Consider the following 23,190-nt stretch of genomic DNA (forward strand, 5'->3'; position numbering starts at 1 on the left):
CATCTGAGGTAAGGAGGGGATTGCCATGAAAAATAACTCCATGTTCGTGAAACTGCTCCTATCGATGACTGCCATAGCTTTGATCACTGTTGTTCTCATTTCTTCGGTCACTTACATGATATCGGCTGATAACAGTGTCCGTAATGCCATCAGTTATAATGAATCTGTCTTGACTCAGCAGAAGGAGCTGATTCATAAGGAGCTGACCACCATCGGAAATGCGGCCAATAGTCTGCTAATGGCTCAATCCTATGTGTACCATACCATCGGAGGCAAGCTCTCTGTTAGTTCATTAATTGATCTATCCACTCTTGTAGAAGAGCAAAAAAAGCTCAGTCCCTACATTGATTCCATCTATCTGTACTACGCCCCGCTTGAACTTGTCCTGACATCACGTCCGGAGATAAAGACATCTCCTATATCCGACTTTGCTGACCAGTCCTGGCTGGATACCTTAAATCAAGACTCATCATCTCGTACTGTCTGGTTAACGGGAAGATCGAATGGATTTTCTCCGGATCATCCTGCGACCTCCCTGATTCAGAAGATGCCACTGATTGGCCAAGTGGAGGGCGCGATCGTCATTAATTTGAATCTGGATCGACTCTTCGCTGACTACTTAAGTCATTACAATAGCAAGAAAGGCACCATCATGGTCATTGGTCCACAGGGTGAACTCCTCTATTCCGATGCTCATGACAGAGAAGCACTTCTTCAGCAGTGGGATGCTGAACAGGTAACATCGGAGAGCGGCTACTATATAGGTGATTCCGATCAAATCGTATCCTACACTGCATCCAATATGACAGGCTGGCGATTCGTCGATATCACCGAACGATCCGTCCTTCTGCAAGGCATGAACCGAATTAAAGTCCTCATTTGGACAGTCGCCATCCTATATATAACGGCTGCTATTGCTATTTCCTATGTTTTATCGAGAAGATTATATCGTCCGCTGCAAAGTGTGATTTCCTATATTGTGAGCTCGGAAGAATCCGAACGGCGCGACAGATCCGGTGCTCCCAGCAGCACGGATGAAGCCGGCTTTATCCGTCATTCCTTTGAGCAGATGACACGTAACCGCGATATTTTAATCAAAGAAAAGCTGAAAGTGGATGAACTCCTCACCGGAAATCGCACGGCCATTAAGGAAAAGTATCTGAACGATTTAATCCAGGGCAACGTACAGGAAGCAGCAGACAGACCGGACCATGCGGCAGAGCTGCTAGGATTACAGCTTGATTTCAATCGTTTTGCCATCCTGACCCTTGAACTTGAGGAACATCAGCCGATGAGGGGATCGGAGGATCTATTCCATTCCCATCTGCTCCAGTACGGTCTGATGGAAGAGCTGGGAAAGAATATCAACGGGGAAATTTTTGTCAAAGACAGCAGGCACACGGTTATCCTTCTCTCCTTACATTCGGATGCTGATGATACCTTTCCTGTGGAACAAGCCAGAAGCCTCAAATCATATTTTCTCAGTCGTTATGGGATCTCCGTGACCATCGCTGTCAGCCGCATTCACGCCGGAGAACAAGCCGTGCGTGCAGCTTACAACGAAACTCAAGAGGCTTTAAATATGAAAATCTACATTGGGAAGGGCGAAATTCTGCCCTATTCGATCCTTGATGAATGGAAAACGGAAGAAAGTACCTACTATTATCCGTATGAACTCGAAACGAAGCTGCAGCAATCCCTGCTCAAGACGGATAAAGAGGAATGTACTGCCGTGATCCGGGCGATCACCCGGGAGGTGCTAAAGCAAAGGCTGGGTAAAGCCAATATTCATCAGCTGTATGTTCAATTGAGCGGGGAGCTGGTTAAAACACTCGTTCAGACTGGCGGCGAGGTGACCGCTGTTATCGGTGAAGGATCGTCCTATACCGATGCTCTGGCGCGTGCCGAAACCGTTCAGGATATGGAGACATGTGTGTTAACAATCTGCAGCAAGATCATCGACTATCACCGGGAGAAGCGCTCCAAAATGACGGATGTGACCCTTCAGCTGGCAACGGAATTCATGGACAACCATTACAACAAGAATATCTCTGTGGATAACGTGGCCGAACATGTAAAACGCAGCTCGTCCTACTTGGGTCGCATCTTCAAGGAGTCAACGGGCATGACGATTAATGACTATCTCATCCAGCTGCGCATCAAGCGTGCCATGGAGCTGTTGAAGCAGACAGATGCTTCGGTTGAGGAGGTTTGCCGGGAGATTGGGTACGCAAACGTCAGCTATTTCAACAAAATATTCAAGGCCAGAACAGGACTTACCCCAGGACAATTTCGGCACCAACATACGGCAGACCAACAGTTAACGCAGGGAAAAGGGCCGAAGACATCCTAATTGGAATAATTTCCGAATGGATCGTCAATCAGGCCCCGTCCCCAACATTCCGTTTGTTCCTGGCATTCCGTAAAGAGCGATACATCCCTAAGATGACTCGCCTAGAGTATGTTATATGTAAAAAGAAACCGTCCCTTAGGTATGTGTCTGCGCACACTTCCATTTACAAGGAACGGTTTCTTTGGGGTTTATCATTTTCAGGATGGCGCTCTCAAGCCAACAAAGCCTGAGCAATCTGATCGATAATGCCATTGATACCCGTTGGTCCATAACATCCGATCCATGTCGCGGCATCTACCGAGTATATATGCTGTCGCTCATCGGTATCCAGCATCCCCCAGACACTTTGCTCTGTCGCAGACATCCCCTCCTGCATGATTTCGCTGCTAAGCAAAAAGTAGTGGCTGGCGTGTACGGCCGGCAGTCTGTCAACCGAAATATGATAAGCCGTGTCGGAGGGATCGGCTACAAATAACGGGGCAGGCAGACCCAGGTCTCGATAGAGCACAGCGCCTGTACGATGTGAGGCTGTATGTACCCGAACCATTGACTCAAACGGACGAATTAGTGCCACGCTCTTACCTGCCAGTACAGGAGCAAGTTCTTCTGACAATAATGCAGTTCGTCGATGATAATCTGCAATGATCCGCTTGGCCTCTGCTCGCTTGCCCGTCAGCTCACCGAACAGACTCAGAATGGTCTGCCAGCTCTCATTGCGTTTAAACATGAGAACCGGAGCGGTCCGGCTTAACCGTTCATAGTGCGGTTCATGCACCTCCGTACATATAATCAGATCCGGAGACAGTCGTTCCACCGCCGGCAGATCGGGATACTCATACGTTCCAAGTAATTCGGTACCCTGAAGTCTTGCCCTGATATATTGAGGGAAATGGAACGCCGCACTTCCCGATCCTACGCTGCCTGCCGGGGTCAATCCAAGTGCAAGCAGATGATCTGCATATTGCACATCAAGTACAGCAATACGCTGTGGAGATATGGTGACATCATATTGACCTCGCAGATGGCAAATCACAGTGCCTTTTGACGACTCATACCAGGAAGCCATGCGGTTCTGCGGCAAGGGATACATCGAGAGAGCACTTGCTCTCGAAGCAGCAGTCTGCCTATAGAACTGAGGAGGAACTCCATGATATTTCTTAAACGCCCTGCTGAAATAATACATATCGCGATAGCCCATTCTCTCTGCAATTTCCCCAATGGGAGCATCCGTATGACGGAGCATTCGCGACGCACTCTCCATCCGCAGCTGGATGACGTACTCCATCGGTCCAATTTGCTTCTCCTGCTTGAACCGTCGCTGCAGTTGTCTTACGCTGCATCCCGCAAGTGCCGCCAGCTCTTTCAGCTCCAGATTCTGGCGATAATGCCCCGCTATATACGCAGCGACAACATCCACCATGTCTGACGCTGTCCCACCCTGACCACGTTCATGCTCCGTAAAGAGTTCGTAGAGCATCCCCTGCAGCAGTGCATTGGCGTGAAAACGCTCCAGCCCTTCGCCCCTACTCCATTTCGCTGCAATTTTCTCTGCCAGCTGGACCCATTCCGCCTGAGTTCGCGGATGCTCAACAAACGAAGTACGCAGCGGGTGATTGCGGTGGGAGGGCAAAACAAGGGAGACTCCTTCCATGGAGGTTGCCTTATACAAGATCAAGATATAATCCATGTTGTCTGAGGTGGCAGTCAGTGTAAAGGAGGATCCCTCTATCACATGAGCAGCAAAAGAAGCTCCAATGTGGCAAACCTCACCATTCATTGCAAGCTTCCCTTCTCCACCGCCGGCCAGCAGCAACAGATTTGATGTTAATTCGGCTTCGCTAAGACTACTGCCTGGCTGCAACGTACCGCTATGCACGTCAAGCATCTTGATCGTCGTATCACTCCATGGACTTGTCTGTTCTTGCAGCGGCATTTCTCTCATCTCCTGACAATAGCAAAGGTAAAGTTGTTGCTGCTGTCATTTTAATTGAGATTCATTCTCATTGTCAATTTTCGGACATTTGTTGCAATACTCCTCTGACATCTGATAGTACAAGCAGCAGGTAAGGCGCTTGCTCTTTGCAACAGGAACGTTGTTCTTAGTTTCTGTAAATCGCGTAAACGGATTACGTTTTACACCGAACACCTGCCCGGGCGCACCTTGTGTCAGATAAGTAAAATCATTCTGAGCGTGCTGGCTATCCAGCCCATCATCATCTGCATCAGGTGTATACAATCGGCCGATACGTACCATGATATTCTCCCAGAGAATACTCATCGATAGAGGTGCAATTGCAGCAAGCGTCTTTAACAGTGGTGTAAGCTGTACAGCAAACATCTCTTCTACCACTCTTTCCCGCCACACTTCCCTGTCTCCTGTCACTGCATCTGCCTGAAGCCGATTCACCGCCAGAAAAGGAAAACGTGTCCCCCCCTCATGAGCGGAGAGCTTCGGATGATAGAGGAAGCTGTTCTCCGGCTCAAAGGAAACATGCTGATGATGAAAAGTCATCGCCGTCACCAGCGGAGCGGTCCACAGATAGCCAATTCGCTTGGCTAGCATCGAAGCGGCAACCTTCATGTCAGGCGCATCGATATACTCCTGAAACCAGCGGATATACTCTCGGCATGCAGATTCATCATGCAGCTCGCTCAAAGCAATGGTACGGACACTATGTTCAGGCGGTTCACCAAGCCATATCGAATGATCCTCCACCGTTTGTTGCCATAAGTCTGTCGAGAGATATTGGTTCATGTTAATTCGATCCGAGCAGGGCTTCCGAAGCCTGATCTACAATCAGATTAATGGCAAGCGGTCCGTAGTATGCGATCCAAAGGGTCGAATTCACATCATACGCACGGTTATTTTTCACGGCATCAAGGGACTTCCATACTGGATTGCTAATCATAGCCTCTGCTTCTGCGGCAAACAGCTCATCCGACAGTACGAAATAACGATCCGCGCCAATCTCAGGAACCTTCTCCATTGAGATTTCAACAGAGGTATCGTCCTTGATTCCTTCGACGAGTGCAGGCATGTTCAAGCCCAGATCCTGATACAGGATACCGCCTGTACGATGCTCAATACCATGAACACGAATACCTTCTTTTCTCGGACGGATCAGAGCTACCGTTTCATCTCCCATTTTCTCTGACAGCTTCGCCTTCAGACCAGCGACTTTGTCCTCATATGCCTGACGCACCTTCTCTGCCTCGTCCTGTTTGTCTGTAATCTTAGCGACCGTGGCTAACGTATCGCGCCAATCTTCGTAGAAATCGAGTACGAGGGTCGGTGCAATTTTGCTTACATTCTCATACTGTTTCTCCTGGAAGTCGGTCATGATAATCAGATCGGGGTCCAAGGCTACAATCGCTTCCAGATTCGGCTCGTCCCGTGTACCCAGAACCTGTACGTCACTCGGCTGATCACCTAGGTATTCTGGAAAATCGGTGTTGCCTCCAGCGATAACACTGCCTGCCGGCTTCTCGCCAACGGCCAACATTTGATCCAGAAACTTAACATCAAGCACAGCAATTTTATTTGGTTTTTCGTTGAGTGTCAGCTCACCCTTCATGTGTGTGATCGTTACAGGGAAAGCTCCGGCCGTCTGAACTTCTTCATTCGCAGGTGTCTCCGCTGGTGCTGCAGCAGACGGTTTACCACTATCTGTACCTGCTCCGGCACCGCAAGCCGTCAGGACAAGAATCAGAGCCAGCATCAGGCCCATTAACAATCGTGATTGGTGGGCAATGTAGGCATTGCTTCCAGCTGCTTGCCCCTTCGTTCTATGATTCATGATGAATCCCCCTTATGTATTATACTGATAATGATTTTCATTATCGAAACATAAGGAGAGTATAAACGATCTCCGCATCGCGTTACCATGTACTTTTGCGACATTTCAGCCGGACTAATGCGACACTCAGGGAGAAGGAGGATACTATTTCGCTGTATACTTGTTGTTGTAGGCAATGAAATATAGCGATGTAGAATCTTCCACAGCAATCATATCCTTAGTATCTTTGTTATTCATTTTAAATAGCCTTGTACCTACTTTATATGTATTCGAACTTACAGTGTTCGCCTCATTAAGATCTCTCTCATTGGTTGAAGATACTTCTATCTCGCCTATTTGTTCAACTAGTTCATCTTCTGTAACGGTCTCATTACTTGTAATGTAGACTTCATTCTTAATTTTCATCATTTTATCTGAAGCAAAACTTCCAGACGACGATGAACACCCGAATAAAAGTACAATCAAAGAAATGAAAGGTATGAATAGAATTTTTCTTTTTATATTACTTCACCTCCACATATAGACTAAGGTCCCTATTGCTAGGAACCATGTTGTAGTGTGTTAGAAGCTCTATGCTAAATAATATTAATGGGGTTTCTCCGCCAAGACGAGCGTTTTATCTCCTTCAGTCTCTTCTACTCAACTTCTTAAATGCCGAGAATTCCTGCTCGGAATGGATATAATCTAATATCTTTGCAGCACAGTCCGCTGAACTGAGTTCTTCCGTATTCACTTCAAGATCATATTCATCATAGGCATATATGTAGTCAAACTGGGAATGGGCAAGTCCAATTGCGCGATCTCCCCTGCTTTGCTCTCTTCTGGTGAGTTCTTCCTTGGAGCAGTGCACACCCACAAACAATATCGGATAATCCGAAAGCAAATCATAAAAACCGTTAAACCACTTGTCATTGGTAATGACCGTATCCACAATAACATTCAATCCCATCTCCGAAAACAGTTTAATGGTTGAATAGAACAATGAGACAATCGGGTCAAAAAGGATATCTGTCATCACATGAGGCTCCACTTCTCTTGTTGGTTTCATATCTGGATATGTACTGTCGATAAACTGGTCATAATTTTGGGCAAATTGATCTACAGACAGATGATGTAACGGAATGTCTCCCTGCTTTTTCATTTCTACCGCGATACTTGTCTTTCCTGAACTTGACGTTCCGTTCAAAAATATAATGAGTCCTCGTTCCACATGAATCACCCTCACGTATCAGATTGGCGTATCTTTCAGAAACATGTTCCCGTATCCTTGTGCTGGGGTAGCCAGAACAAGTCGAATCAAGGCCCTGTGCCTGCAGCTTGAATATGATGTATGTGTAGTTATCTGCTCTTATCAATCAGATTTACATATTCTTGCTCAATGGTAAGAATGCAGCGACATTAAGCTCCACTTTCTTTATCGAGGCTTACATTAAACGGAGCTGGTATAGGTTTTTGTCCAGAATCATTGGGTATCACAATAATTTCAACCTTTAGATTTAGTGAATCAGGCAGATCGTTTTCATCTATATTCTCAATACCAACAAAGTAATAGTGCTTTTCGTCCAGTTCTATCAGACCTCCACCTGTTGAACCAGAAGTTGAAATTCAATTCCCGTCATTATAAAGCTTACAAGAAATGTTATACTCCTTCAAACTGAACCCTTTCACTTCATATCCAACCTTGATTTCATTTTCGGTGTATTCAGCATTTCTTAAATTAATCGTACCACCATCAACCATTTGGGTCTGAATCTCAATATTTGCGTTGGGCATCTCTGGTTTTCTTAATAAATATCCCACTTTAAAATACCATATCGTCACCAATACAATTACAACAAGAACAGTGATAGCAATAATATACTTTCTTTCTTTTATATACACATGGATTACTCCTTACATCTTCAGTCTCCTTTGAGTTCTTTTCCAAACCTGTGCTTCAAATAATATATTATCCCTGCGCGATCCACATCTGAAAACTGCCTTGGATCATCGATCATACGCTCATAGACCTCATCAATCGTTCTCCATCCGATATTTGTTGTTTCGTCACCCTCTTGTAAGAGTTCCCCCTCCACCTGACATATAAAATACATGCCTATAGAATCTACAGGCCCTTTAATGGTTTGATATACACAATACGGCTCCAAACATTCAACTTCAAAATTCGGGTTGATCCCACATGTATCTATTCGCTTGTGACTACCTTCTACGGCTACAACGGTCAAACCTGTCTCTTCATATACTTCTCTTCTCAATGCATCTATTATGGATTCGTAAAGTTCCAATCTGCCGCCCGGCAATTCCAATGAAACCTCATTCTTTTTATTTCGAGTCTGAATTATGATTTCTGTTCTTTCCCTTTCTTGGCGTTCAATAAAAGCTCTGGCATTAACATAGAACATGAATGATTCTCCTTTAGTTAACGTCTTCATATCAAAGGTTCTTGAATATCTAATGAAGTGTGTCTATACTAACCAAACCAGAAAATCACTCGTACATCTTTGGCGTCTCCTAATGCTGAAAGCTTTGGGATCGTTTCAAAAATGAAATCGTAGCAGGTCTGTTTAACATTTCTGTATTCCATGTATGAATCACAATAAAAACGTTCATTCCAGTTGAATTGCAAGATCTCTTCTAATAGAAGCCAGCTGTGGTCATAAAAATCGTCCTTATTCTCCATTGCAAATTCTTGCAATTCTGGAGAAAGATCCGAAGGAAGGCCTCGCGGAGAAGATATGAATTTAAGATCGTGATCATTTCTTGTATTGGACAAAATACCAAATAAATTATAATTTCTATTCCCGCTATAAAATTCACTTGGATCACTCGGTATCAGTTGGGATGTTTTTTCTTCCGGATACAAGTAGTGGTTGGGATTAACATTCCAGCGATCCGCACTGATCCAGCAAGCCGTATTGTTCAGTTCTTCCTCACTCTTTGGAATTTCAATCAAGCGACCATCAGTCCATTGATATTCTCTTCGATAGTGTCTTTTCTCTACATAAAACCAAATGTCTGTCCCCATAGTCCCCTCCTGAAAAGGTTCCAAAATGATTTGAATTCAATACTTTTATAAGTCGCTGTCCTTCACATAATTATAGACGTTAAAATCATCGTACTTCACGTAGAACCCTTCCCGTATAAGCTTCTGTTCTTCTGGATCGATTCCAAAAGAGAATGACGCGCCCGGACCAACACCTGTCTGACCTACGGAGAATTCTTTCATGTTCTTATCGAACAATCTCACATTCGCTGAAGTGTAAGTAGAGATTCCATCCTCATGAAAAATACCATTATAAATGAACACCCCGGAGGGATTCTCCATATTAAACGTAGTTCTAAACGTAAAATAAATATCGCTGCCTCTATTCAGCACATCCAACAACAGATTAGAGTTGTGGAGCTCTGCTACATTGATATCTTGTTTCATTGGATCATTTACGTTAAAGGTAATCCATTCAGGCTTCACAAAAATTTCGACTGGAATATGTTCTGATCGTAGTGTGACTGTATACCCATCTTGATTCAAAACCTTGTCCGCTATGCCCTCATTGGTATAGTTTGACATGTAGTATTGATAAACGAATATAACGGCTAAGATAAATATAGCAAACAAAAGTATCGTCCATCTTTTTTGGTTCATATCTATCCTTTCATTTTCTGTGTTGTAACTGGGATCCATCAATTATGCAATTTAGAGAAAATCCCCTTTTGATCTTTCCTTCCAATTAAACTCACATGACAGTGCCTTACGGCAGGTCCCCACAAAGCATTCGTCTGTATGCAATGGAATATGTAACTTTTATTTTCCCCATCCACCCTTTAACTTCTCAGCAATGTATAACTGCAAACTGTGGATGTCTGAACAAACCTCTTCTTCCTCCGGTGTATTTCCATATTCCCCTAGCCAACGAGGTGTGTTGATATGCCACTCGTTTGACAAATATTGTTTACGATTCCTATACTCTATCATATGGTTCAAGAGATACTCCAGAGAGCCGAAGGATTGCTTACTTCGATCGTTAACTATGATTTGTAATTTTTCAATGATCGCCTGTAACATGTGTTGGATATATTCTTCTGTGCTCATGAGCGTCTACCAATAAATAGCTTATTCTGAGTCCAATGTAGGTTATAGCCATAGCGATATAGCTCAAAGTATGGATACAGGCAGTCTTCAGCCTCCTGCAAACCTTGATAGCGGGACCACTGCAAGTAATAGGCAACCCAATAATCGCAAGCGATGGAATAGTATGCTTCACTCAACAGTTCGATATTTTCGTTGTAATTGCTACGCGAGCGAAGAAGGTCTCCAAGTGCTTCGTAAACGACCTCACTATCCTCTTCATCCGCACCTTGAATCAATCTTTGCTCTAACTTGCCAATTTCGCCTGGCTGTAATACAACAACTTCCTTCATACATGACAAAGCTCTGAATGCTTCCTTAGCTGCGTCCGCCGCTTCGTCATCCTCCGATACCTTGGAGAACAGGAGCTTCAATCTTTGGATTAACTCCTCCCCCAGACTATGCAATGTGTCCTCGGAAGCATCTTCATTCCCACCATTGAAATAACCTGGCACATATTCGCCGGCGAAATCCTCTGGGTTCAACATCTCATAGATCGGACGTATTCTGTCCAGAAAACGCTGACCGTCTGGAATCGGCTCAAATACTCGTTCAACCCCTGCTCCCGTTGGCATAAACCACTGAAATAATCCATAGAAATGGTCTGCTTCAACCTCCTCATCATCTTCTGGATCAAATTCGTCTCCGCCCATCGCTAGTAAATAGCGGCCGTATTCCTGTTGTTCCATCCATACCATCCCTCTCTTTATTCAACCCAATGACTACTCTCTACCTACCAATTACTTTTACCCTATGCTTCCCATAATCTTGTCACTTGCTCTAATTCCATCCCTTCAAATTGAAGCTTATAGATATCAGGTTTGCTGGTTTGATTAGAAAAATCAAAGCCGTAGCTTGCATCAAAGTAATTCATCATCAACGTCATGACATGTCCGTGCGTGCCAATAGCTACCTTTTTCCCCTGGTATTCTTCTAGAATTTGCTTGAACACATATACAGCTCTATTCTGGCAAACCGTGTTAGACTCGCCTCCTGGTAATGCATAATCAGGGTCTTCAAACATTCGCTTCGAAGCAGGCATAAATTCTTCATCCCTAATATGATCATCTGAAAAATGTCGTTCCCGAAGGTCTTCCATGATCTGAATGTCTATTCCCAGCGCTGTTGCCAGCCCCTCCAAGGTTAAGACAGCTCGGGCATACGGACTTGAGAAGATAGTATGTATTCCTTCATCCTTTAATATTTCTGTGATTTGGGCTGCATTCCCTTTGCCCTTCAAGGTAAGTCCTCTCGTTCTTTCCGTCCCTTCCGTATACGGTGACTCCGCATGCCTAACCATATAAATGATGGTCTTCATATGCCCTCCTTGAATTCTTCTGACTTATACAATTAATTTACAATAATTTTCAGATATGTGTATAGTAGAAATGAAGCAATATTCTTGGAAGGAAACTATATGTAACCGAAAGGATGAGATCATGTTTCTTTTCAAAAAAAAGCATCTACTATTCTCTGTATTATTTGTGCTGGCTATCTCTGTTAGTACAATCGCGTATATGAACGGTCCATCGAAACTGGAGGAGCCAATTCAACAAGTAATCAACCTTTCGGCCAATTCATTAACCTTACGTGAACTAGACAAGTTAGATGCGTTTGCTGAACTGATTGTCATTGGTTATGCCACAGAGGACTTTAGAGATCGAGAGCATGTCGTTACTACATTTGATGATGGGATCATGCAGTCCTTCCACACCAATACAACTATTAAGATTGAGAAGATACTAAAGAAACCTGAGGATTACCCTTCTGATCAGAACAAATTGACGATCATTGAACCCGTAAGTCTGAAGGGAGACGTCAAATATACAGCTAATGACTATGTCGAACTGCAAAAGGGTGATAGAAGTGTTCTTTTTTTACTAAGAAACTCCTATGGTGACTATGGATTAATTAATGATAACTGGGGGAAATTCAGCATGGAAGGGATCAGTCAGAGCAGTATACCTCAATCGGCCACTTCAAATGAATTATTAGAGTACGAGACATTTCGTGGTTCTGTCATGAAGAAGTACAATCTAGATATACAGTCTTAATGCAAGTATTGGGAGACAGTAAATTATCAGAATATTACGTTTTTCATCTCTTTTTATGTTCAGGTATCCAATGAAGTAAAATCCGTAAGTACTCACCGAAATCCTAAAATACAACAAAGGAAGGCCCTTCTTCATCCCCTAGGGAATCAGACGACCTTCCGATGCTTACAGAACATATAGATGTTGTAAAAGGTAAAGATTAGCGCGGCTTGTCCAGTAGCCAGCCGCGTAAGGGTGAGGTGCTGCGCTCATTCATGCAGCACCTCATGGGGAAGCGCCACGACCGCAAAGCCGTGGCGCTTCTTCTGCTGCATGATGCCGATCCGGCCGCCTATGCAGCTTCTTCCTTGGCCGCTGCACCTACATGGCAGCGGCTTCTTCTCCCAGCGGCAGCGTGTAATACTGCGCCTGCTGGTCTTCATGCTGCTGGTATACAACCACCAGCAGCGTCCGGCCTTTCGCGGCAAGCGGGCTGGCGCCAGCTAGCACACGCTCAAGCCGGAACGGAAGCACGTCCAGTACGGCGTGCTTCTGCAGTTCCTTTTCGCCGAGACCAAGGTCGGCGAAAGCACGGGCACCCATGACCGTCTGTGCGGTCATGGCCGAGGTCATCGGCAGCGCACGCGATGCGCTGCCGTCCCCACCGTCCGCCGATCCATCCACGGCGGACTGAGCTGCTTCGCTGCCGATCACACCCGCCGCATCTGCGGCAGAGTTTTCCCCGGCAGCAGCCGCACTTCCCGCAGCGGCACTTGCACCTGTGCCGCTGCTTTCCAGCCATGCTTTGCCTGCGGCACCGGCAACGCGCGGCAGGTGAACGTCTTCGGGACGTTCAGCCAGTGTTTTCATATACAACGCCCACTGATCCTTCTCCAGCGCATCGTCCCACCAGATTTTGCGTGGTTTGTACTTGTGGCCGAGGAAATAATCCAGCTTCATCAGGCCGAGCACGATATCCATATGCGGTGTGTTCCGCGATTCCAGGAAGCTGTGCAGACGGGTGAACAGATCCTCGAGCTGGTGACCAATCTTCTGCCAGCCCTGACCCTCCCAGTAATCCCCGAACGCCTGGAAGAAATCAAATGGCGAGTCAAATTCCTGCTCCATCAGATACTTCAGCGTATGGTCCATCCGGTGTGCGTTCCAGTATTTCTCCAGTACATCCTCCAGCCGCTTCAGGCGCACAATATCACTGAACGGCAGCACGTCACTGCCCAAAATCTCATACGGCGCGTGATCCATATACGTATAATTGTACTTCTCCGCATCCAGACGCAGACCGGTACCACGAAGCATTTTGAGGAATCCGAGCTGAAGCTCTTCCGGCCCCAGAGCAAAGACATCATTAAACGTTTTGCGGAACGTATTGTAATCTTCCTCCGGCAGTCCGGCGATGAGATCCAAATGCTGGTCGATTTTCCCGCTGGCTTTTACCTTGTTCACCGTACGGCTCAGCTTGGCAAAGTTCTGACGGCGTTTCACCAGTTCATTCGTCGGATCATTGGTGGACTGTACACCGATTTCGAACCGGAACGTGCCCGGCGGGGCATTCTCTGCCAGATAATCAAGTACCTCAGGGCGCATGATATCAGCCGTAATTTCAAACTGGAACACCGTTCCCTGATGATTCTCGATCAGGAATTTGAACATCTCCATCGCGTAATCGCGCTTAATGTTGAATGTTCGGTCCACAAACTTGATCAGCTTCGCCCCCTTCTCAATCAGATACAGAATGTCCGACTTTGTCCGCTCAATATCGTAATATCGCACGCCGACCTCAATACTGGACAGACAGAACTGACAACTGAACGGACAGCCCCGGCTGGTTTCAAAATAAACAACCCGTTTCCCGAGATCCGGGATATCCTCTTCAAATCGGTGCGGTGACGGCAGATCGTTCAGATCTGCCTTCGGCCGTCCTGGCATGAGGATGACCTCTTCCCCTTTACGGTACGCGAGTCCATATACAAAATGGAACTTCTTGCTTCCCTCCAGCTCTGTCAGGAGCTGATGCAGCGTCTCTTCCCCTTCACCCATGACGATGAAATCGACATTGGGAATCCGGTTCATCCAATATTCCGTGTCGTAGGACACTTCCGGCCCGCCCAGCAAAATTTTCACGTCAGGCATAACCTTTTTCAGGTTATCAATGACCTTGATTGTCTCTTCAATATTCCAGATGTAACACGAGAAACCAATCACGTCCGCGCCGCGCTGGTACAGGTCAGACACAATATTCATGACTGGATCCTTGATCGTATACTCCGCCAGCTCAATATCAAAATCCTTCTCACTGTACGCCTTCAGACACCGCAAAGCCAGCGAGGTATGGATGTACTTTGCATTTAATGTAGAGAGAATAACCTTCATGGTTCACAACCTTTGCCTGGACACCCAGACCATATTTTTTTGGTAAAAGTAAAGCGCCACAGCCATCCAAACCCGGATGCTGTTCGTGTAAACCTATATCGGCACCCAGTCTTGAATACTGTTCTTGTCATATCTCAATACATATCCATTCCTTGTATCATGGACATATTCACATTTTGTCTTTCAAAGGGTGGACACCCTTTTCAAAAAGACATCTACTCCCCGGGTCCCTCCTGTCTACTACATATAGACCCATGGACACTCATCGGAACCACATCATGTGTAAGCCAACCATCGCTTACTTCAAAAGCAATGTCCACCTTATGAAAGACAATCCATCTCATTTCGTCCACCGCATAGAGACACACGAGACACTCCGACCGATGTAACTTTGCCAGTGACTGGATTCAAGTTTTGTTCACGATCCATAATCCATGATTCAAAATCCACGATTCAAAATCCAAGTTCAAAATCCATCATTTCATAAGCACCTCTGGAATTGAAGCCTTGCCCTTTTACTTACTCATATTCGTAAAATGCATCATCATCCGTATCCACTTCTTCGCCCGTTTGCTTCTGGAAGAACTCAAGGAATGGCAGTCCGTACTTGCGGTACTTGACCTCACCGACCCCTTTAATCATCAGCATGTCACGTTCCGTCTGCGGACATACCACACTCATCTCGCGAAGCGTTGCATCATTGAAAATAATATACGATGGCACATGCTCCTTCGCCGCCAGATCGCGCCGGATCAGGCGCAGCTGCTCGAATACCGTCTCGTTGACCGCCGATGGCATCGCATCGCGACCCCGACGTCCGCCATAGTTTGTACCCGAGGCCGTAGCCGCTGTCTTGCGCACCACACGCTGCATCACTTCACGCTGGCCTTTCAGCACTTCCACCGCCAGCGGCTGTAAACGCACGACCGGATACTGTCCCTCGGACAGCATCAGATATCCTTCGGATACCATGACGTTGATAATTTCGGCAATTTCACGTTCCGTGCGGTTACCCATCACGCCATAGGTCGGCAAGGAATCGAAGCCGTACTCCAGTACTTTCTTGGCACGCGAGCCCTTAAGCACCGACGCCACCAGAGATACACCGTATCGTTCGCGCATGCGGTGAATACAGCTGAAAATTTTCTGTGCATCAATCGTCATATCCACCAGCTCGCGGTCGTCCGTACAGGAACTGCAGATGCCGCATGGCTTGTCCTCATGGATCTCACCGAAATAATCGAGCTGCGCACTGCGCAAACAACGCGTCGTGTAACAATAGTCCACCATCTGCTGCAGCTTCCGGTAATCGTTCTGTTTGCGGTCGCCCTCCATCGGATTCTGCTCGATCAGAAACTTCTGGGTAATAATGTCCTGCGCTCCGAACAGCAGAATACATTGACTCGGCTCTCCGTCCCGTCCCGCACGTCCGGCTTCCTGTACATAAGCCTCCATGTTCTTCGGCATGCTGTAATGCAGCACGTAACGCACGTTGGACTTATCAATCCCCATCCCGAATGCATTTGTCGCAACCATTACCCGGATATCATCATACAAAAACTGCTCCTGACTCTGGGCCCGTTCATCGTCCGTCATCCCTGCATGGTATCGCCCTGCCGGCAAGCCTGCTTGCAGCAAACGCTGATGCAGATCGTCCACGTCCTTACGGGTCGCGGCGTATACAATCCCCGGCTCGCTTGCATGCTCGCGCGCGTAGTTCAACACAAAATCCTTTTTGCTCTCGCCGCGCAGCACGCTAAACGCCAGATTATCCCGCCCAAGTCCGGTCACATAGGTCTGCGGGTCCTGCAAACGCAGCAGCCGCAGAATATCGCCCATGACCTCGGGCGTTGCCGTCGCCGTGAAGGCCGCAACCACCGGCCGCTCCGGCAAACTGTCCACAAACGGCGCTACCGCCAGGTAGCTTGTCCGAAAATCATGGCCCCACTGTGATACACAGTGAGCCTCATCCACAGCCACGCAGGAGATGGGCAGCTGCCCCATCTCATCGCGGAACCAGTCCAGCTCCAGTCGCTCCGGCGCGACATAGAGCAGCTTGAGCTCACCGCGCTGCGCCGCGCGGATGCGATCATTCACTTCTTTGCCGCTTAACGTACTATTAATATAAGCGGCAGCAATACCGGCGGTCGTCAGCGCATCGACCTGGTCCTTCATCAATGAAATGAGCGGGGAAACGACCAGCGTCAGCCCCGGATATAACAGAGCGGGAATCTGATAACAGATCGACTTCCCGCCCCCGGTAGGCATAATGCCCAGCGTATCCTCGTATTCAAGCAGGCTGGACACGATCTTTTTTTGACCCTCGCGAAAGTCGGGATAGCCATAATATTTTTGCAGGAGACCCTGCGCTTCTTCTAAAGTTGGTGCTTGCACACTCATGTAAAGACTCCTTACTTGTCACTGGTGTTCATCCACCAGCTTGGTCCCATCCGCTTTTGACATCCGAACACGGCACCATTGCCGCATCCTTGACAACAAAATGGCGTTCTCATGACTTGTCCGTCAAGCAAAACGCCGCTCTCTTTAGTTTAACGGGCCAGCCCCGAATGAGCAACCGCGTTTTACTGTAAAACGTTTGAAGCTGCATCGCCCATACAAAAACAACCGTTCATCCAGTTTGGACAAACGATTGCTTTTTCGTTATGAACGAACCACACTCATATCCCGGCGGTATAATCAATTGCACCAATCAGCTCGTGTGCTCATTGTACTCCAATGCTAATCTTTCAGCGACTCAATTTCGGACTCCGACAGGCCACTAGCTTTCGCGATAACCGAAACTTCAATTCCTAACGAAAGCATATTTTTTGCAATTTCAAGAGCCTTTCTTTTTTCACCTTCAAGTAATCCTTTTTCTCTCCCCTGAGCTATCCCCTTTTCCGTAGCCCACTCAATCATTGAGGCTTCGTCATGCAAATACTTCTGTCGCTCTTCATACAAACGACGCGCCTCTCGATCCTGACTTAAAAACTCCAGCGTATCCATTGCTTTTTTCAGCGTAGGTTCATTCATTTGCAGCACCTCTAGTAAGATATATCACTCATATTAGGATATTTTTAACTTCATTGTAATCATTAAAACAATCCCTGTGCTATCATTATTTAATGCAGCTTTAAGTGATTACGAATAGAACCACCTACATATCCATGTCATTTGACTCCAAAGGAGGCAAAGCATTAATGGAACGCCACCATCAAGCGAATTCGAGTTCATCCACAACCAAGTCCCGCAAGCCCTGGATACGCAGACATCCCTTCCTCACAACGTTCACCTTCTTGATCTTCATACCGTTATTCATGCTCGTCGCCTATTTCAACCTTCGTCCTTACTTCTCAACATTTGACCGTTCTGAACGAGGAGATCTGAGCTATTCTATGCCTTCACGGAATGGAGAATATACAGCTGAGATTTACGGTGTACCTTACGGCGGTGCAGCCGGTGGAGTAACCATCTGGGTGGACGTGAGGAAAACGAATGATTCGGATGCCTCCCGTGTGAAAACCATCTATCGCGCCGAGCATCACGGGAATAACCATCTCGAATGGGAGAGCGAAAATACACTTCGGATCGAAAACTGGAGCGAATACTCGGATGAGACCATGACGCTCAACATCGACGACGAAATCTATGATGGCCGGGGCTGGGCCTGCAAAAGCCTGCGCATGAAGGACCAGTATTTGCGGTGCTTATCCCCTAATAAAATCCAACACAAAAGCAGCTCCGCTCGCCAAATTCTCTAGGCAAGAGAGCTGCTTATTTCACTTCTATTACCTATCCTTGCATTCTCGACTGTTCTAGCTCCATGATCCATACAGGTTTTAACCACAAGACTGCCCATCGTTAAGAGCAAACTTACTACTTACTATACCGTGCCCCAGAAGATGCATCTTAACACCTTCTCATCCTATTCCTATCACCACTTCAACACTTTACTAATTCTAAAACTTCTGTTAGCTCTCAACGTCTTTTACTTTTATCTTGTTGCTTCGTCTAATAATCTACTCTCTATCGCCCTTTCACTACAGTGTTATTCTTCCTTCTACTTTCGAGACTGTGCCTCGTCCTTCTCTTCTCGATTACGAATCTCTTTGCGTAAAATGGCTTCCAGCTTCTGACGATTATCCAGCAGGCCGGGATCGTTCGGCAGATACTCACGGGCTTTCGTGTTATGCATAAGTGCCTGTTCCCAATTGCCCAGATGGGCATAACAGAGCGATAAACGTGCATGCGGCAGCCAGCTGCGGCAGGCTGTGGGTACCGGCCGCAGACCCGTGTCGCGGCTGCTCACATCTACAGCCTGCATATACCAGTAGATTGCTGAGACCAGCTCCTGTCGTTCATGAAAACAGGCCGCGATTGCACAGCAGAAATCGGCATGCGGCAGATCGTACTGGAACGACTGCAGCAGAGCACCCAGCTTGCGTCCCGGCTGCCCCAGCCGCTCATAACATTCCGCCAGCCGCGCACAGGCAATGAGTCGATCCTCGCGATAGCCGCTGGGCTGCTCCAGCAGCTTCGCGTACCCCCGAGCCGCCGCCGCATAACGCTGGCGGTCATAACATTCGCCTGCATAGTAGAACAGCAGGCGACCCTGGGCTGCGCCCTCTTCGGCGATCCATTTGCGCAGAATGCGCACGTTACGCGCCGAATGATGGCCCGCTTCGCGGCGGTGCGTGACGGCAATGTCTGCCGTAATGACCCCACTCGCCGGGAAGCTGAGCTGCTCGTGCAGCCGGCCATGCCAGCGGCAACCTGCATCCCGCTTGACCAGGCGAAGCCTGCGGTCCGTCACAAGCGGACTCCCCTCCGGCCCCTCGGCCAGCGTATAGTTCAAGATCACAGCTGCCGTCTCCCCCTCGGACGGCAGCTGCTGCTTCAGCTTCTCCAGCTTCGCCCGTTCCGCTGGCAGCAGCACATCATCTGCGTCCAGCCACAGGATATATTCCTGCGTGGCCTGGTCGAAGGAGAAGTTTCGTGCCGCCGCAAAATCATCCGCCCACTCATACGTGAAGATCCGGTCGGTATACTGCGCAGCGATATCCATCGTACGGTCGGATGAACCGGTATCCACAATGACGATCTCGTCCGTGATTCCGGCTACCGAATCCAGACAGCGCGTAAGCGTGCGTTCCTCGTTCTTCACAATCGTGCACAGACTGATGGTGATCACGTTCCCGTGCCCCTTCCTGTCGTACGCGTATTCGTTGGTTCTTCCTTCCCCTGTTACCCTTCCGCATTCTCCTGACGACGAAGCCGTTTCACCTGCTCTACTGCTTGATCCAGCGCCTTCTTGCGCAGTTTCATCAGGCGAAGATGGTTCTGCTCAACCTCGGCAAAGTGCAGATGATCCAGCTGCATCCACTCCGTTACTTGTTTCAAGGTTGGCGACATATGCAGCTGCGTTTTCCGCCGCTTGCGGGCCACGCAACATAAATATTTATGATGAACCTCCAGTTTCAAGACTTCAAAATACGGCATCAGGCACATCGCCAGGTTTCCTGCATAGAACGTCTGCTTGTGGTCATAGAACGGATGATAACCATACGGCACAGTTACGATCAGCGTCCCTTCCTCCTGCAGCAGCCGGTGAACCTGAAGCAACAATGTCTCCGGATGGGCAAAATGCTCCAGCACTTCTCCAAGCAGGACGGTATCGAAGGTGGTCTTTACTTTCCACTGCGTAATGTCCAGCATGCGAAAATCCACATTGTTCCGGACAGGTTTGGACTCTTTGGCGAGCTCTGCCTGGGCATACCGGATACTCTCTTCTTCCAGATCGACACCTGTTACACGAAACCCCTCACGCGCCAGCAAAATGGAGGTAATCCCCTGACTGCATCCAACGTCCAGAATGCGTTTGCCGGTTGCTTCCCGGCACATCCAGTGAATGCGGGTCCGGGTGGCTTCATGGGAATCTTCCGAGTTGATCTCACCATAGTACCGTTCACTTACCCGATCATGATTCGCCATGGGTATCCCCCGATTTCTCTTGAAGATGTGCAGATTCTTCCTGGGCTCCACCCTGAACTTCCGCTGTGTTTGGCTGCACGTGTTCCGTTTGTTCATCTTCTGTCTCTGGCATTTCATTCATTGTAGGGACACTTTGCAACGCTGCTGCCTCAGGCCGATCGGGCTGTCCCAGCACGACAATATGGCCTCCATGGCACCCGGCTGTCGCATTCCGAGTATCGAAAATGAGCTTTGCATGATCCGCCATTTCCTGATAATTGAAGCCCGAATGGTCAGTCGTAATGATCACCAGATCGGCCCAAGACCACAAGCCCGGCACAGCGGGCTGAGACTGAAGCACAGCGCCATCATCCTTGCGGAAGACCGGTACCATCGGATCTGTAAAAACAACCTCTGCTCCCGCTGCGCTCAGTAGGCGGAAAACGTCGAGCGCCGGCGATTCGCGCAAGTCGTCGATATCCTTTTTGTACGCCATGCCTGCCAGTACAACGCGTGCTCCCTGAAGCCGCGTACCTGCCTTCTCCAGCAGTGCTGCTGCACGCTGAACCACACGCTCCGGCATCTGTCGATTCGTTGCATCGGCGAGTGTGATGAATTGCAGATCTGATCCCTGCCGGCTAGCTGCCCAGGACAGATAGATGGGGTCAATGGGGATACAATGTCCACCGATGCCTGGGCCCGGATAGAACGGCATATAGCCAAACGGCTTGGTTGCTGCCGCGTTCAGCACTTCCCAGATGTTCACGCCCATTTGTTCACAGGCAGGCGTGAGCTCGTTCACCAGCGCAATATTGACGCTGCGAAATGTATTTTCAAACAGCTTCGCCGTTTCGGCCACGGTCGTTGAGCTTACTTGAACAATTTCATTGAGGAATGAACCATAGAATTCTTTCCCATAGGACAGGCAGGCAGGTGTTGATCCACCGATAATCTTCGGGGTATTTTTCACACCATAGTTCACACTGCCCGGGTCCACCCGTTCGGGAGAATAACAGACATAGAATTGTTCACCTACTCTCCAGCCTGTGGCTGCTTCGAGCGGCTGCTTCACATGCTCCTCCGTTGTGCCGGGATACGTCGTGCTTTCCAATATAACCAGGCTCCCCTCCTTCAAATAAGGAGTCATGCCATCCACCGCTGCAGCTATATATGAAATATCCGGCTGATGATCAGCTGTCAGCGGCGTAGGTACACAGATAACAATGACATCCGCCTGCGTTACTGCCGCATAATCCGTACCCGCTGTAAACAACCCGGCTTGGGTTAACGATTGTATGATCTCGTCTTCAATTCCAATAACATAGGAGTCACCCTTACGAAGTCTTGTCACCTTGAAAGCATCTATATCGATCCCGTGAACGCGATAACCGGCCTGTGCCATCTCCACCGCCATGGGAAGTCCAACATAACCAAGACCAATCACGACGGCTTTCAGGGAGCGGCTGTTTATTCTGTCTTGCATTGTTTGCACCTCCAAACGCTCCGCCTCCCTTGTTAGTCGATATAGCCGCCTGCACGCAAAAATTCGGCAATGGCCTGCCGCTTCATCAAGTCACTGTCCGAACCGTACTCGGAGAAAGTCACTCGGGGCAGTGTACGATATGCATCGGTCAGGCGCTTGTCCGGTTCCTGCGGCAGGATCACGTAATATTGCTCATCATATTGATAGGTACGCGGCGCCTCATAAGGCGAAATCAGCACTTCATGCAATTTTTCGCCTGGGCGTATGCCGGTAACCTTGTAGTCGCTCGCCGGACGTCCGGCCTGTTCCAGCATAACCGACGCCAGATCCGTCATGTTGCAGGCTTTCATTTTCATCACAAATGTCTCTCCGCCTACCGCAGCCTCAGCCGCCTTAAGCAGCAGATAGATGGCTTCGGTACGAGTCAGGAAAAAGCGGGTCATGCCCTTGTCCGTTATGGTGAGACTTTTGCCTTCATCGATCTGGCGACGGAATAGCGGCACCACACTGCCGCTTGTACCCAGCACATTGCCGCCGCGGATGCAGACAAACCGGGTGTGTTCACTCAACCAATTGGCGCGGATCATCATTTTTTCGCCAAGAGCCTTCGTCATGCCGTATACGTTGATCGGATCTACGGCTTTGTCGGTCGAGACATCGATGACTTTGGGAATCTGCATACGGATCGCGGCGCGGATAATATTCTGCGTACCGATGACATTCGTTTTGAACGCTTCGTCCGGCTGGTCCTCGCATACCGGAACATGTTTTAATGCAGCCAGATGAAAAAGGACGTCCACACCCTTGCACGCATCCTCCACTGCGCGGTAATCCCGGATATCCCCGATGAGGAAACGTAGACGGGCATCATGGTTAAATTCCCGCTGCATGGCAATCTGGGCATATTCGTTACGCGACAGAATGCGAATCTCGGCAGGGTCCTGTTCCAGCAGGACCTCAGTCAGCTTTTGACCCCAGGAGCCTGTTCCTCCAGTGATCAGAATCGTTTGTCCTTTAATCATGGATGAATCCCTCCC

General features: G+C 48.0%; 20 protein-coding genes and 1 pseudogene. 3 read left to right on the top strand and 18 right to left on the bottom strand.

Going from position 1 to position 23,190, the window contains the following annotated elements:
- The first annotated feature begins 25 nt into the window (after nucleotides 1-25).
- Nucleotides 26-2,353 carry a helix-turn-helix domain-containing protein gene (locus GUA98_RS10105; protein WP_193722948.1) on the top strand — a complete coding sequence of 776 codons (2,328 nt, stop codon included), beginning with the start codon at nucleotides 26-28 and terminating at the stop codon, nucleotides 2,351-2,353.
- Nucleotides 2,354-2,564: 211 nt separating this feature from the next.
- On the opposite strand, the gene GUA98_RS10110 is transcribed toward GUA98_RS10105, so the two are convergent.
- From GUA98_RS10110 to GUA98_RS10160, 11 genes are all read right to left on the bottom strand, one after another.
- Nucleotides 2,565-4,286 (bottom strand): helix-turn-helix domain-containing protein, encoded by a 1,722-nt coding sequence (locus GUA98_RS10110; RefSeq protein WP_193722949.1) that lies wholly within the window; start codon nucleotides 4,284-4,286, stop codon nucleotides 2,565-2,567.
- Between the two features lie 45 nt (nucleotides 4,287-4,331).
- Nucleotides 4,332-5,108 carry a (2Fe-2S)-binding protein gene (locus tag GUA98_RS10115; protein ID WP_193722950.1) on the bottom strand — a complete coding sequence of 259 codons (777 nt, stop codon included), beginning with the start codon at nucleotides 5,106-5,108 and terminating at the stop codon, nucleotides 4,332-4,334.
- A 1-nt stretch (nucleotide 5,109) separates the two neighbouring features.
- Nucleotides 5,110-6,150 carry an ABC transporter substrate-binding protein gene (locus GUA98_RS10120; RefSeq protein ID WP_193722951.1) on the bottom strand — a complete coding sequence of 347 codons (1,041 nt, stop codon included), beginning with the start codon at nucleotides 6,148-6,150 and terminating at the stop codon, nucleotides 5,110-5,112.
- Nucleotides 6,151-6,775: 625 nt separating this feature from the next.
- On the bottom strand, nucleotides 6,776-7,360 hold the full coding sequence (locus tag GUA98_RS10125) for a chloramphenicol phosphotransferase CPT family protein (RefSeq protein ID WP_193722952.1): 585 nt from the start codon (nucleotides 7,358-7,360) through the stop codon (nucleotides 6,776-6,778).
- Between the two features lie 395 nt (nucleotides 7,361-7,755).
- Nucleotides 7,756-8,031: a hypothetical protein gene (locus tag GUA98_RS10130; protein WP_193722953.1), complete on the bottom strand. Its 276-nt coding sequence runs from the start codon at nucleotides 8,029-8,031 to the stop codon at nucleotides 7,756-7,758.
- Nucleotides 8,032-8,051: 20 nt separating this feature from the next.
- A complete protein-coding gene (locus tag GUA98_RS10135; RefSeq protein ID WP_193722954.1) occupies nucleotides 8,052-8,552 on the bottom strand; it encodes an NUDIX hydrolase in 501 nt (166 codons plus the stop codon).
- A gap of 68 nt (nucleotides 8,553-8,620) precedes the next feature.
- A complete protein-coding gene (locus GUA98_RS10140) occupies nucleotides 8,621-9,175 on the bottom strand; it encodes a hypothetical protein (protein WP_193722955.1) in 555 nt (184 codons plus the stop codon).
- Between the two features lie 45 nt (nucleotides 9,176-9,220).
- Nucleotides 9,221-9,718 (bottom strand): hypothetical protein, encoded by a 498-nt coding sequence (locus GUA98_RS10145; protein ID WP_227779568.1) that lies wholly within the window; start codon nucleotides 9,716-9,718, stop codon nucleotides 9,221-9,223.
- A 234-nt stretch (nucleotides 9,719-9,952) separates the two neighbouring features.
- Entirely contained in the window at nucleotides 9,953-10,240 is a 288-nt protein-coding gene (locus GUA98_RS10150) for a hypothetical protein (RefSeq protein ID WP_153977475.1), read from the bottom strand.
- Nucleotides 10,237-10,965, bottom strand: a complete 729-nt coding sequence (locus GUA98_RS10155) for a hypothetical protein (RefSeq protein WP_193722957.1) — start codon at nucleotides 10,963-10,965, stop codon at nucleotides 10,237-10,239. Before GUA98_RS10155 ends, GUA98_RS10150 begins: the two co-directional genes overlap by 4 nt.
- Before the next feature lie 62 nt (nucleotides 10,966-11,027).
- Complete coding sequence (locus tag GUA98_RS10160; protein WP_153977473.1) at nucleotides 11,028-11,594, bottom strand: histidine phosphatase family protein; 567 nt, start codon at nucleotides 11,592-11,594, stop codon at nucleotides 11,028-11,030.
- A 121-nt stretch (nucleotides 11,595-11,715) separates the two neighbouring features.
- On the opposite strand from GUA98_RS10160, the gene GUA98_RS10165 reads away from it, so the two are divergent.
- Complete coding sequence (locus tag GUA98_RS10165; RefSeq protein WP_153977472.1) at nucleotides 11,716-12,330, top strand: hypothetical protein; 615 nt, start codon at nucleotides 11,716-11,718, stop codon at nucleotides 12,328-12,330.
- Nucleotides 12,331-12,690: 360 nt separating this feature from the next.
- On the opposite strand, the gene GUA98_RS10170 is transcribed toward GUA98_RS10165, so the two are convergent.
- The 3 genes and pseudogenes from GUA98_RS10170 to GUA98_RS10180 form a co-directional block, all read right to left on the bottom strand.
- Nucleotides 12,691-14,700 (bottom strand): B12-binding domain-containing radical SAM protein, encoded by a 2,010-nt coding sequence (locus GUA98_RS10170; RefSeq protein WP_193722958.1) that lies wholly within the window; start codon nucleotides 14,698-14,700, stop codon nucleotides 12,691-12,693.
- Between the two features lie 519 nt (nucleotides 14,701-15,219).
- Nucleotides 15,220-17,100 carry a DNA helicase RecQ gene (recQ, locus tag GUA98_RS10175; protein WP_095360484.1) on the bottom strand — a complete coding sequence of 627 codons (1,881 nt, stop codon included), beginning with the start codon at nucleotides 17,098-17,100 and terminating at the stop codon, nucleotides 15,220-15,222.
- Nucleotides 17,101-17,439: 339 nt separating this feature from the next.
- Nucleotides 17,440-17,745, bottom strand: a pseudogene (locus GUA98_RS10180) (Rpn family recombination-promoting nuclease/putative transposase); the annotation flags it as partial.
- Between the two features lie 155 nt (nucleotides 17,746-17,900).
- On the opposite strand from GUA98_RS10180, the gene GUA98_RS10185 reads away from it, so the two are divergent.
- Nucleotides 17,901-18,461, top strand: coding sequence for a DUF5412 family protein (locus tag GUA98_RS10185; protein WP_153977469.1), 561 nt, complete (start codon nucleotides 17,901-17,903; stop codon nucleotides 18,459-18,461).
- Nucleotides 18,462-18,760: 299 nt separating this feature from the next.
- On the opposite strand, the gene GUA98_RS10190 is transcribed toward GUA98_RS10185, so the two are convergent.
- Genes GUA98_RS10190 through GUA98_RS10205 form a run of 4 tightly spaced genes read right to left on the bottom strand, consistent with a single transcriptional unit; the run spans nucleotide 18,761 to nucleotide 23,175 of the window.
- Nucleotides 18,761-19,891 (bottom strand): glycosyltransferase, encoded by a 1,131-nt coding sequence (locus GUA98_RS10190; RefSeq protein WP_193722959.1) that lies wholly within the window; start codon nucleotides 19,889-19,891, stop codon nucleotides 18,761-18,763.
- 53 nt (nucleotides 19,892-19,944) lie between these two features.
- Nucleotides 19,945-20,691: a class I SAM-dependent methyltransferase gene (locus tag GUA98_RS10195; RefSeq protein ID WP_153977468.1), complete on the bottom strand. Its 747-nt coding sequence runs from the start codon at nucleotides 20,689-20,691 to the stop codon at nucleotides 19,945-19,947.
- A complete protein-coding gene (locus tag GUA98_RS10200; RefSeq protein WP_193722960.1) occupies nucleotides 20,678-22,153 on the bottom strand; it encodes a nucleotide sugar dehydrogenase in 1,476 nt (491 codons plus the stop codon). Before GUA98_RS10200 ends, GUA98_RS10195 begins: the two co-directional genes overlap by 14 nt.
- Nucleotides 22,154-22,185: 32 nt before the next feature.
- The gene (locus GUA98_RS10205) at nucleotides 22,186-23,175 is read right to left on the bottom strand and encodes a polysaccharide biosynthesis protein (protein WP_193722961.1); all 990 of its coding nucleotides are present in this window, start codon (nucleotides 23,173-23,175) and stop codon (nucleotides 22,186-22,188) included.
- Nucleotides 23,176-23,190: the final 15 nt, after the last annotated feature.

It is taken from the genome of Paenibacillus sp. P13VS (genome assembly GCF_015143645.1).
Lineage (GTDB): Bacteria > Bacillota > Bacilli > Paenibacillales > Paenibacillaceae > Paenibacillus > Paenibacillus xylanilyticus_A.